Origin of the sequence: Bizionia saleffrena (assembly GCF_008086175.1) — a bacterium.
GTDB classification, from domain to species: domain Bacteria; phylum Bacteroidota; class Bacteroidia; order Flavobacteriales; family Flavobacteriaceae; genus Bizionia; species Bizionia saleffrena.
Window position 1 is genome coordinate 24829 of record NZ_VSKM01000008.1, and the last position, 12702, is coordinate 37530.

At 34.9% G+C, this 12702-nt stretch carries 12 protein-coding genes; 8 read left to right on the top strand and 4 right to left on the bottom strand.

What is annotated here, in order from left to right; genetic code table 11:
- Window positions 1–11: 11 nt before the first annotated feature.
- The 5 genes from ES676_RS08805 (at window position 12) to ES676_RS08825 (ending at window position 3599) form a co-directional block, all read left to right on the top strand.
- A complete protein-coding gene (locus ES676_RS08805; RefSeq protein ID WP_148369957.1) occupies window positions 12–569 on the top strand; it encodes a hypothetical protein in 558 nt (185 codons plus the stop codon).
- 63 nt (window positions 570–632) lie between these two features.
- Complete coding sequence (locus ES676_RS08810) at window positions 633–1604, top strand: YitT family protein (RefSeq protein ID WP_148369958.1); 972 nt, start codon at window positions 633–635, stop codon at window positions 1602–1604.
- Entirely contained in the window at window positions 1604–1972 is a 369-nt protein-coding gene (locus tag ES676_RS08815) for a cupin domain-containing protein (RefSeq protein WP_148369959.1), read from the top strand. Before ES676_RS08810 ends, ES676_RS08815 begins: the two co-directional genes overlap by 1 nt.
- 4 nt (window positions 1973–1976) lie before the next feature.
- Complete coding sequence (locus ES676_RS08820) at window positions 1977–2804, top strand: alpha/beta fold hydrolase (protein WP_148369960.1); 828 nt, start codon at window positions 1977–1979, stop codon at window positions 2802–2804.
- 21 nt (window positions 2805–2825) lie between these two features.
- Window positions 2826–3599, top strand: a complete 774-nt coding sequence (locus ES676_RS08825) for a pseudouridine synthase (protein WP_148369961.1) — start codon at window positions 2826–2828, stop codon at window positions 3597–3599.
- A 357-nt stretch (window positions 3600–3956) separates the two neighbouring features.
- Here the strand turns inward: ES676_RS08825 and ES676_RS14710 are convergent, their stop codons facing one another.
- The 4 genes from ES676_RS14710 to ES676_RS08840 form a co-directional block, all read right to left on the bottom strand.
- Window positions 3957–4196, bottom strand: a complete 240-nt coding sequence (locus tag ES676_RS14710; RefSeq protein ID WP_449374890.1) for a TMEM164 family acyltransferase — start codon at window positions 4194–4196, stop codon at window positions 3957–3959.
- A gap of 241 nt (window positions 4197–4437) precedes the next feature.
- Window positions 4438–5319: a bifunctional 5,10-methylenetetrahydrofolate dehydrogenase/5,10-methenyltetrahydrofolate cyclohydrolase gene (locus tag ES676_RS08830; protein WP_148369962.1), complete on the bottom strand. Its 882-nt coding sequence runs from the start codon at window positions 5317–5319 to the stop codon at window positions 4438–4440.
- A gap of 137 nt (window positions 5320–5456) precedes the next feature.
- Window positions 5457–6785, bottom strand: coding sequence for a signal recognition particle protein (ffh, locus tag ES676_RS08835; protein WP_148369963.1), 1329 nt, complete (start codon window positions 6783–6785; stop codon window positions 5457–5459).
- A gap of 320 nt (window positions 6786–7105) precedes the next feature.
- Window positions 7106–8782 carry a hypothetical protein gene (locus tag ES676_RS08840; RefSeq protein ID WP_148369964.1) on the bottom strand — a complete coding sequence of 559 codons (1677 nt, stop codon included), beginning with the start codon at window positions 8780–8782 and terminating at the stop codon, window positions 7106–7108.
- Window positions 8783–8921: 139 nt separating this feature from the next.
- Here ES676_RS08840 and ES676_RS08845 point away from each other — a divergent pair, with 139 nt between their 5' ends.
- Genes ES676_RS08845 through ES676_RS08855 form a run of 3 tightly spaced genes read left to right on the top strand, consistent with a single transcriptional unit; the run spans window position 8922 to window position 12681 of the window.
- On the top strand, window positions 8922–9437 hold the full coding sequence (locus ES676_RS08845; protein WP_148369965.1) for an RNA polymerase sigma factor: 516 nt from the start codon (window positions 8922–8924) through the stop codon (window positions 9435–9437).
- A gap of 57 nt (window positions 9438–9494) precedes the next feature.
- Window positions 9495–10397 carry a FecR family protein gene (locus ES676_RS08850; protein WP_148369966.1) on the top strand — a complete coding sequence of 301 codons (903 nt, stop codon included), beginning with the start codon at window positions 9495–9497 and terminating at the stop codon, window positions 10395–10397.
- Complete coding sequence (locus ES676_RS08855) at window positions 10390–12681, top strand: TonB-dependent receptor plug domain-containing protein (RefSeq protein ID WP_148369967.1); 2292 nt, start codon at window positions 10390–10392, stop codon at window positions 12679–12681. The genes ES676_RS08850 and ES676_RS08855 overlap by 8 nt, the downstream gene beginning before the upstream one ends.
- Window positions 12682–12702: the final 21 nt, after the last annotated feature.

The following is a 12702-nucleotide window of genomic DNA, read 5'->3' on the forward strand; positions in this document are numbered from 1 at the left end:
AGAATAATATAATGAAGAAACTATTTTTTACCCTTACTATCGCTAGCCTACTTTTTACTTCTTGCGAGAAAGAAGTTAATCCGTTTTTAATTTCTAGTCAGAATATTGGTTTGTTAACCGATTCTACTCAAATTAACGATTTAAAAACCATTTTCGCTGCCGACTCCATAGCTAATTTCACATCTACAGATGCCTATTTAAAAAACGGAAACGATATAGAAGTTTTCGAGAAAGGCGGAAAAAAATTGCTAGAGCTATCACCTAATCATTTGATAGATTCAACGGCTACTATTGAAACTATAAAAATTATCGATCCGCGTTACAAAACGGAAAAAGGCATTAGTACCGAAAGTACTTTTGGAGATATTAAAGCAAACTATAAAATTTCTAGTATTCAAAACACCATTAGTAATGTAGTAATTTTTGTAAACGAAAATAACACGTTCTTTACAATCGACAAAAAGGAATTGCCTTCAGATCTTCAATTTAAAGTATCACAAAAAATTGTAGCTAATAATATTCCTGATACCGCAAAAATTAAATACTTTATGGTAGGTTGGAACGATTAATTTCTGCCACTACGGATTAAAACATTTCATCACTATTCAACCTTATAAGAAGCGACATAATATATGATTCCATTTATAAAAAAAGTACTCACAAAAATTGCTAATAAACGCATAAAAAGTAGCGGTGTTCTTATTGACGACCAGAAAAATGAAGTCGGTTCTATTGTTAGAAATTTAGAAATTGAATTGTCTCACGGTCTTAAGGAAACACTATATATGGTTATTGGTGTTATTTCTGCAGGGTTTGGTTTAAAAGGCTTTTTATTACCTAATAATTTTATAGATGGTGGTGTTACCGGGATGTCGCTATTAATACAAAATATGACGGGTATTTCATTGAGTATTTTACTTATTGTCGTAAACATTCCTTTTCTAGCTTTAGCAATGCAAACTATTAGTGTGAAATTTGCTCTAAAAAGTGTCGTGGCTATTACTTTACTAGCTTTAGTGGTACATTTTGTGGACTATCCAATAGTAACCGAAGACAAACTACTTATTTCTATTTTTGGAGGCTTTTTTCTAGGTTTCGGTATTGGTATGGCTATGAGAGGCGGCAGTGTTATTGACGGTACCGAGGTTTTAGCTATTTATTTAAGTCGAAAATTATCGTTAACTATTGGGGATGTTTTACTGGTTATAAATATCTTAATTTTCTCGGTAGGTGCTTATATCTTATCGGTAGAAACTGCGCTATATGCAATCCTAACGTATTTATCTGCCGCAAAAACTATAGATTATGTTATAGATGGTGTTGAAGAATACATTGGTGTTACCATTATTTCAAAACAGCACGAAGACATTCGTTTAATGCTCACCGAAAAAATGCGCCGGGCGTGTACTATATATGCTGGTAAAGGCGGTTATAAAACGGGTAAAGATGAGTATAATAAACCCATTATATTTATCATTATTACACGTTTAGAACTTGCCCGATTTGAAACTGAAATAGACAAAATAGATCAAGATGCCTTTATAATAATGAATGTTGTTAAAGATTTAAAAGGCGGAATGATTAAAAGAAAACCTTTAAAATAATGAGCACTAAAAAATATAAAATACAGAATTCTCCTTTTGTTGTACCCACCACAGATGGCAAATTAATTGAAGAGCATTTCGGGCAAGCGACCGATGGAAACCAAGACATAAGTATTGCGCATATGGTGGCACCTGCCAATTGGGAAGAGCCTTTTCAAACGCCAGAATTCGATGAGTATACTTATATTATAAAAGGTAAAAAACAATTTATTATAGACGACGAGATTATTGTTCTCGAAGCTGGGCAATCTATTAAAATAGAGAAAAACACGCGTGTGCAATATTCGAACCCGTTTACTATTGCTTGCGACTATCTGTCGGTTTGCACCCCTGCGTTTTCTATAGACAAAGTACATAGAGAAGACTAAATATATGTCTAAAACACTTATTAAAATAATAGGTAACGCGCTAAATGCTGCTAGCTACGCGTCGCAAAACTATGCCACTAGCAAAGCTTGGAGCCTATTTATAACGCCCAGAAAAGGGCGTGTTAAAGATACACAACAGCCCTTTTTAAATACTGCGGTACAGCAAACCATAACGCACGATGCTTTAAAGATTGCCACGTACCATTGGCAAGGAAGTAAAAAGACTATTTTGCTCGTTCACGGTTGGGAAAGTAATACGCACCGTTGGGAAAAACTAATTACAGAACTTCAGGCGTTAGATTACAACATTGTGGCTTTAGACGCTCCAGCACACGGTAAAACGTCTGGCAAACATTTTAATGCTATTTTATATGCAGAGTGTATTCATAAAGTGACCACTATTTACCATCCCGAAATTATAATCGGCCATTCGGTAGGTGGTATGGCTTCAGTATTTTATCAATATCAGCATCAAAATAAAGCCGTTGAAAAACTAATTCTTTTAGGCGCTCCTTCAGAATTTACTGGCGTTTTCGAGCGCTATGTTGCTATGTTAGGTTATAACAAACGTATTGAAAAAGGTTTAAATGATCGCGTATTTTCAACATTCAATAAAACACCAGATTACTTTTCGTTAGCGCAGTTTGTTAAAGAAATATCTACGGATACACTTTTAATTCACGATAAAAACGATCAAATAATTCCGTATAGTGATGCTAAACTCATTATTAAAAATCTAGAAAAAGGCCGTTTAATTACCACTGAAGGATTTGGCCATAGCCTCCGAAAAAAAGAAATTAATAGTCATATTATAAAATTTATAACCCATTAAACTTTATTGTAGCTTTGCACTATGGAAGAAAAATTAACAAGACTGAATAAATACCTAAGTGAAGTTGGCTATTGCTCGCGCCGAGAAGGAGATAAACTTATCGCTGCAGGCCGCGTTACCATAAATGGAGAAGTGCCAGAAATGGGTACAAAAGTAAAAGAAAGTGATGTTGTAGAAGTGGATGGCAAAGCCGTTACAGAACGCAAAGACGACTACGTTTATCTTGCCTTTAATAAGCCCGTAGGCATTGTTTGCACAACAGACACCACTGTTGAAAAAGATAATATTATTGAGTACATAAATTACCCAAAACGTATATTTCCTATTGGCCGTTTAGATAAACCGAGTGAAGGTTTAATTTTTATGACGGACGATGGCGATATCGTAAATAAAATTTTAAGAGGAAGCAACAACCACGATAAGGAATATATAGTGAGTGTAGACAAGACTATTTCGCAAACGTTTATAAAGCGTATGGCAGGTGGTATCCCTCTAGAAGATTTAGGCAAAACGACAAAACCTTGTGTAGTACGACAAATAGATTCGACGACGTTTAGCATTATTCTTACTCAAGGTTTGAACCGACAGATTCGTAGAATGTGCGAATATTTAACTTATGAAGTAGTCGCATTAAAGCGGGTTAGAATTATGAATATTAAGTTGGACATCCCCGTCGGAGAATATCGCGAGTTCACTAAAGACGAATTTAAAACACTTAATATGTTATTAGAGAATTCTGATAAAGAATACAATGCTAAAGTTAAAAACGGCATTCCTACGAAGAGTAGACGTTAATTGGAAGTTGGCAACTTAGAGCGGACTTTTTAATTTAATAGATGCAGTGGTATTTTATTAAATTATAGTTGTTCCGCTCTTCACCTAATACCTTTTAAACCTTCAAGCTCCAGACTTTTTTTTATCGATAAGATAAAACGGAAGATAGATCAGTAAAAAATACGGAGTTAGAAAGACCTCAACAACAATAATATATTGCGGCCTATCGACTAAATAATCTAAAGCTGATGCGTAGTTAGTTTTCGGTTTAAGTAGGAATAATTCAATCCTAAAAGAGAGTTTACAATCAGCATTACAGCCATTTAAACTTGCAACACCAAAAAAGATTTGAAGACACTTTTAATGCTCGATCGCATATTAAAAACGACGGTGCCATATAGCCATAATAGTAAAAAGCACTAAATACGCAGTCCATGATCTAAAAAAGTTAAAAACTGGAAACTCTGCGGGGATATCCGGCGTTATAATCGCTTGAGAGGTTCCTGCAATCCCCCAAAACAGCAATATCTCGTACATCCAGTAGGTTCTATAATACGTGAATTCTACGCTTATTAAGTCTAGAAAACGACATAGTAATAGCGGTAAATCGGTAGTAATTTAATCGGTGGTTAGCGCTAAGTAAGAGTGGTAGCAATAATGGCTAAAGTAACAAGCACTCCTAAAAGTTTAAAGACACGTGTTTGTATTTCCTGGGACATCGTTATAACCCGTTTTATGAGTACAATGGTAAAAACAGCCGCAATGCGTATAGGCAAAAATGCTTATAACTCCCAATTTTTACCGATGATAAAATATTGAAAAGAGTTATAAGCATTTTATAATACTACGGTTGTCTTAGTTATCTCGCTAAGTGACGTTCTCTTGCCAATAGCGTGTTTTTAAGCAACATTGCAATCGTCATAGGTCCTACTCCACCAGGAACTGGCGTAATAAAACTCGCTTTTTTACTCACGTTTTCGAAATCGACATCTCCTGTAATTACATATCCTTTTGGAGACGACTCATCGGCAACTCTTGTTATTCCAACATCGATAATAACGGCATCTTCTTTCACCATTTCGGCTTTTAAGAAGTTTGGTACACCTAAAGCTGAGATTATAATATCTGCTTGGGAGGTAATTTGCGTTATATTTTTTGTGTGGCTATGTGTTAATGTTACTGTTGAGTTTCCAGGAAATCCTTTACGCCCCATTAAAATACTCATTGGTCGTCCTACAATATGCGAACGGCCAATAACGACAGTATGTTTTCCTTTTGTAGACACGTTGTAACGCTCTAACAATTCTAAAATACCAAATGGTGTTGCAGGAATAAATGTAGACATGTCTAATGCCATTTTACCAAAGTTCATTGGGTGAAAACCATCGACATCTTTATCTGGGTTTACAGCCATTAATACTTTTTGAGTATCAATTTGTGGAGGTAAGGGCAATTGAATGATAAAGCCATCGATATTGTCATCATTATTTAACTCTTCAATTCTATCTAATAATTCAATTTCGCTAGTTGTGTTAGATAAACGCACCATTGTAGATTCGAAACCTACACGCTCGCAAGCGCGCACTTTACTTCCTACGTAAGTTAAACTGGCTCCATCGTTACCAACAATAATGGCGGCTAGATGGGGAACTTTCTCTCCATTAGCTTTCATTTTTTTTACTTCCTCGGCAATTTCATCTTTAATGTCGTTGCTTACTTTTTTACCATCTAATATTGTCATTGCTTTGTCTTGTTGCGGTATTGTTATAAAGCGCGATTGCTGTAGCTTTACTTTTAAATATCAGTTTTCATTTTCACCGTTCTTATGTTTAAGATCGGTTGGGTTTCAATTTATAATAAAATAAAAAACAAGAAGGGTTATTTCATGTTTTTCATTGCTTGCATCATACGTTTACCGCCTCCGCCTTGCATCATTTTCATCATTTTACTCATCTGCTCGAATTGCTTCAGGAGTTGGTTTACTTGTGTCACCGACGTTCCTGAACCTTTACCGATTCGCTTTTTACGACTGGCATTTATTACCGAAGGGCTTGTTCTTTCTTCTATTGTCATCGAGTGGATAATCGCTTCAATATGTTTAAAGGCATCATCATCGATATCGATATCTTTCATCATTTTTCCAGCACCAGGAATCATTCCAACAAGGTCTTTCATATTCCCCATTTTCTTGATTTGCTGAATTTGCTTTAGGAAATCGTCGAAACCAAACTGATTCTTTGCAATTTTCTTTTGCAAATTTCTCGCTTCATCTTCATCAAATTGGTCTTGTGCTCTTTCTACTAAAGACACAACATCTCCCATTCCAAGAATACGATCGGCCATACGCGCTGGATAGAATACATCTATCGCTTCCATTTTCTCTCCAGTACCAATAAACTTAATAGGCTTATTAACTACAGATTTAATGGAAATCGCTGCTCCACCACGTGTGTCACCATCTAATTTGGTTAGGATAACCCCGTCGAAATTTAAAACATCGTTAAATGCTTTTGCTGTATTTACAGCATCTTGACCTGTCATTGAATCGACAACAAACAACGTTTCTTGTGGCTCAATAGCTTTGTGAATGTTCGAAATTTCGGTCATCATCGCTTCATCTACAGCCAAGCGACCTGCGGTATCGATAATAACAACGTTATGCCCGTTTGCCTTTGCGTGTGCAATACCAGCTTGCGCAATGGCCACAGGATCGTTATTTCCTTTATCACTAAACACCTCTATATTTAATTGCTCTCCTACAATATGTAATTGATCGATCGCCGCCGGACGATACACATCACAGGCTACCAATAAAGGGTTCTTTGTTTTTTTATTTTTTAAGTAATTGGCTAACTTACCAGAAAAGGTTGTTTTACCAGACCCTTGTAAACCAGACATTAAAATAACTGTTGGTGTTCCAGTCAAGTTTAGTTCTGCGGCATCACCACCCATTAATTCTGTTAATTCGTCTTTAACGATTTTAACCATTAATTGCCCTGGCTGTAACGTGGTTAACACATTTTGCCCCAATGCTTTTGTCTTTACTCTAGTCGTAAATTCTTTAGCAATTTTAAAGTTAACATCGGCGTCTAATAAGGCACGACGTACTTCTTTTAAAGTCTCGGCAACATTAACTTCTGTTATGCTTCCGTGGCCTTTTAATACGTGTAACGCTTTATCTAACTTATCACTTAAATTATTGAACATAGTTTATTGTCTTTTTAAGAGTTGCAAAAATAAGAATTTGATGTGTCTTTTTAAAGTTTAACTACTATTTAATTAACGCAAAAAAAAAGAGCTGTTATGGCAACAACTCTTTTTCCTACTAAAAAAACTAAATCTACTCTTGTATTTCTTTTTAAATCTAAAGGTTTACCACACTAACACACTCTATAGACTGTGTTAAAGTAATCATTTTGAATGCTTTTATTACCCTAAAAGCATATACAAATCGCTCTCTTTTAAGAATTATTGTATCTGTTTTGCATCCTTTTCAATAGACAAAACACACAAAACGAGTGTTTATTTTAATTACAATCACGTTCCATCACCATTGTATTATCTCCCATTGTCATTTCTAAACGTTCTGTATCGCAATCTATAATATGCCAGATACCTGTAATGGCTTGAATATTTGGACCACTTACATTATCGAATTCTAAATACACTCCATTTGCATCTTGCGTCACGGTGTAAGTTGTCGTTAATGTTTCACCATTTCCGGTAATTACTAGGGTATTATTTATTTGAAATTCTAAGTCATAAATTATTAAATCGTCACTACCATTAAAATTTACAACATTCCAATCGCATTCTTGTAAGTAATTAGTAAGATCGGTTTCGGAACACGTGGTAGGATTGCAGTTTTCTAGAATTAGTTCAAGTTCAAAAATTTCAAATTGATATGGATTATTAACTAATTCTACTCGTACGTATAATGTTGTTGGGTTTGTCATATTTGTATACGGAGATGTTATCGCGTATGCACCTATTTCTGCATCTACTAATGTTTCGTGATAGGTAATATAAAATTCACCGTTTGGATTGCAATTGGCATAAGCCGCGTCTAAATCGAATTGCGCAAAACCATCATTGTCATCGTCGCAACCTATTAATTCTTCATTAAAGCTCTCAAAACAACCAAACGTTTCAGGGCTACAATCGCGCTCTAAAATTAAAGTGTCTTGATTTTGTGCTAGCTCTAAATCATCATCATCGCACTCTACAATTTGCCACTCCCCTAACATAAGCTCTATAACGCTCGCACTAATATTACTAAATGTAATCACTAAACCTTCGTTCGTTTCTGAGACTTCCCAGTTACCATCAACATAATTGCCATTATCTGATATTAAAACTGAACCATCACTGTTAAATTCGAAAGTAAACACACTTAAATCGTCGTTACCGGTATAACTAGCAACACTCCAAATACATTCTACAATATTTCCATTAATGGTTTCTATAGCGCAATCGTCGTCTTCATTCATATCATCATCGTCGCAAGTATCGCCGACAGCTTCAATAACGGCTTCTAATTCCACGTTATTATTTACTTCAATTGTAGAACCATCGCTTAAAATTAAAGTGACAGGAAAATTAAGACTCGCTAAAATACCGCCATCTAAATCTTCAATAAAATTATATAACGCTTCATCATCTTGAATGGTTACCGTCTCGGTGACTTGAAAATTAGAATTGTAGACAGAGAACACAATGGGATACTGAAAATCGACACATTCAATAGCGTCATCAAGTTCTTCATCATTTAAACATTCATCCACCAACACCTCTAACTCTGATTGATTTGTGATTTCTAATGTGGTATAATCATTTAAAATAATCGTTATAGGAAACTGGATTTCTAGAGAATCATCGTCATCGCTAAATTCTTCAAAAATATTTATGATAATTTCATAATCATCTTCAGAATTCACAACAAACACAGACCCATTAATTTCAATAGTGACTGGCAATGCTATTGCAAAGCAACTTGCGTTATCGATAATATCGTCTAATGAACCATTTAAAGAGGATACACTAGACAGTAAGTTAGACAAATTAGAATTTGCACCGATGGTGTCTTGATTATTTGGGAGTGTTACCTCTACTATTTCATCTTGGCAAGACGTGACTATAAACAAGGCCAAGATTGGCAGTATAAAAAGTTTTTTAAAGAATTGTAAATGACTTTGTGGTTTCATACTTAATTATTTTTTTAGGTTAAATTCCAGAAGCCCTTTTAACTTCCTTACTTTTATTAAACAATTTAGTTCTTAAAAGTCCTACCTTGACTTTTTAAAAATAATGTTGCTACTTTGTATGCGATAGCATAACAACTATATGAGTAAAAACCTTCGAAAAGATATTTGCAACGAAACGCTTTTTAATTCTATTTTTAAAAAGCACGCAAAAAGTTTACACGATTTTCTGTACTATAAATTTGGCGCACACCTAAACCCTAAAGATAAAACGCAAGACGCTTTTATTAAACTATGGGAGAATTGCGCTAAAGTAACTCCCGACAAGGCTAAAAGTTATGTTTTTACTATTGGTAATAATTTAATGCTAAATGAAACCAAGCATCAGAAAGTGGTTTTAAAATACCAGCAAACCAAACCACAATCTTATACCAACGAAACCCCGGAATATATTATGGAAGGCAACGAGTATATGGAGAAATTACAGCGTGCTATCTCTAATTTAACCGAAGCCCAACGTACCGCTTTTTTACTAAATAGAGTTGAAGGTAAACGCCACAAGGAGATTGCAGCACTTCTCGAGATTAGCACAAAAGCGGTAGAAAAACGAATTTATGGCGCCTTAAAAAAACTTCGAGAAGATCTCGATACTATTTAGAGTGTACAAAAGGTAGGAATTATTAACTGTTAATTGTTATATAGTTGAATACACATTATGAAAAAAGAAGACTTAATATTAAAATGGTTAGATAATAACCTTAGCCCGACAGAGCTTGAAGCGTTTAAAAACCTTGAAGATTATGAGGATCTAGTGACGTTATCTCAAGCGATAATGCGCTTTAAAACCGAAGATTATAATAGCGATGACGCATTAGCCGATTTGCAAGAAAAATTAAAGGCAAAACAACAGACGAAGCAAAAAAGGAACTGGATGAAACCAATATTACGTATCGCTGCCGTTTTAGCGATTGGTTTTGGAACTTTTTATTATACCGCTACTCAAGACACTAATTTTGAAACTTTAGCAGCTCAAAAAAACACTATAACATTACCCGACGCCTCTACAGTTACTTTAAATTCATTATCTTCAATACGTTTTAATCCAAAGAATTGGAACGGTAATCGTGAAATAAAACTAAACGGTGAGGGGTATTTTAAAGTAGCCAAAGGCGCAACTTTTAGTGTACAAACGAAACACGGTATTGTGACTGTTTTAGGCACGCAATTTAGCGTAAAAGAGCGCGACTCTAATTTTGAAGTGGTGTGCTACGAAGGTTCTGTAAGTGTAAATTATAACTCAGATTCGATAATTTTAAAACCCAATGAAAGCTTTGTTGTTATAGATGGAGAACGTAAAGCAACTGAAATTGTTTCGATTGGAAGTCCGTTATGGCTTGCAAACGAAAGCACTTTTAAAAGTATGCCGCTTCGTTATGTTATTGCAGAGTTTGAAAGACAATACAACGTAACAGTAAATACTAAAGACATAAATACTACACAATTATTCACAGGAAGTTTTACGCACGAGAATATAAATGTAGCTTTACAAGCAATAACGCTACCTTTACATTTAACATTTAAAAAAGACAGCGACGTTATACTGCTTAGTAGTGAGTAATAAGAGAACACTTACTTTTTTATTTTTCTTATTTGTTTTTAATGTTTGTAATATATTTTCGCAAACCATTACAGACGATAGGCACCCGCTTGTTTCCGTTTTAGAAATTATACAAGAGCGTTATACTATTCGTTTTTCTTATGCTGATATCACCATAGCGAACAAAACAAGTGTTCTTCCAGCTGAAAATTTAGAATTAAACGACGTTTTAAATCGGTTAGAAAGAGATTGTCACTTAGAGTTTAGCGTTCTTAATTCGCGCTTTATTGTGATACAACCTGCAAAAAAGAATGTTACGGATATTCAAAAATTAGATGAAGTCTACCTCTCCGATTACTTAACCTCTGGAATCTCAAAAACGAAAGCTGGAGGCATTGCCATTCGAACCAAAAAATTCGGAATTCTTCCCGGATTAATAGAACCCGACATCTTACAAACCGTACAAGCGCTACCAGGTGTTTTAAGCACCGACGAATCGGTGTCTAATTTAAACGTTCGCGGTGGTACTCACGACCAAAACCTTATTTTATGGGACGGGATTAAAATGTACCAATCGGGACATTTTTTTGGTTTAATATCGAGTTTTACTCCCAACTTAACACGAAAAGTAGAGGTCTCTAAAAACGGAACTAGCGCGCAATTTGGTGATGCGGTTTCTAGTACGATTGCTATGGAATTGGATTCTCAATTAAATAATGAAGCGTCGGGAGGTTTAGGATTAAATCTAATTAATTTTAGCGGTTTTGGTAAAGTACCTATTACTGATAAATTAGAAATGCAAGTCTCGGCCCGCCGCTCGATAACCGATGTCTTTGAAACCGCTACTTATTCTAATTATTTTGAGCGTGTATTTCAGGATACCGATATTACGAATAGTGAAAACACCATTAAAAACGATGCCTTTTATTTTTATGATGTTAATTCCAAACTTATTTATAAGCCTTCAAAAAAAGATCAAATAAGTCTTAGTGCAACCACAACTTTCAATGCGTTACGTTATATTGAAAGCCCTACAGGAACGAGCACTAATATTTCAAGTGGTATTGAGCAGCGTAATCAAGCAGTTGGCATTACCTATCGCCGAGATTGGAATTCTAAATTTTCGACAGAAGCACAAGCGTATGTTACCCATTATAAATTGGATGCGCGAAATTTTAAAATTGAAAACAACCAGCAACTACAACAACAAAATGAGGTGTTAGAAACGAATCTTAAATTGAATACTGAGTTTTATGTGAACCCAAATTTAATTTGGCTTAATGGAATTCAAGTGTTCGAAATTGGTGTTTCAAATGGAGAAGCAACGAACAACCCTCCTTTTAAAAGTCGTCTAAAGAAGATAGCGATAAGTACATCAGGGTATAGCGAAGCCATTTGGAGCTCAACTTCCAATAAAACATTTATAAAAGCTGGCTTGCGCGCTAATAAATATTCTATTTCCAACCAGATACACATTGAACCACGATTAAGTTTTAGTCAGAAGTTTTTAAAATATTTTAAACTCGAAGTATTAGGCGAATATAAAAGTCAAATTACGTCGCAAGTTATCGATAGGCAAAACGATTTTTTAGGAATCGAAAAAAGGCGATGGGTATTAGCTAATAACACTACAATCCCTACCTTAAAGAGTAAACAAGCGTCTTTGGGATTACAATACAAAGCCAATAAATTATTGGTCAGTGCGGAGTTTTACGCCAAAAACGTAAACGGTATAACAACGAGAAGTCAGGGCATGCAAAACCAATATCAATTTGTAAATGCTATTGGAAGTTACCGCGTAAACGGCATAGATTTCTTAATAAATAAACAATTTACAAACTTTAGTATGTGGTTAAGCTACTCGTTAAGCGCTAACGATTATACCTTTGAAACCTTAAACGATGGTGCAACTTTCCCAAACACTACAGATATTACTAATGCTTTAACATTTGCCAACACGTATACCATAAACAACCTAAAATTAGCACTTGGTTTTAATTGGCATACAGGAAATATTACGACAGCTCCTGTGGTTGGAAATGAAGTGTTTGACGGCAACATAAATTATGAATCACCAAACAGCAGACATCTAAAAGATTATTTTAGAACAGATTTTTCGGCGACTTTCAATTTTAAATTTACCGAAACCACAAAAGCCGATATCGGTGTTTCTATTTGGAACCTTTTCAATACCAAAAATAATCTGAACACCTATTATTCTATAGAACCAGATGATTCGATATTAAAAATTGAAAAAAGATCGTTGGGAATAACGCCAAACGTTAGTTTTAAATTAACTTTTTAATCGGTTTAGAGTCCGTAATAA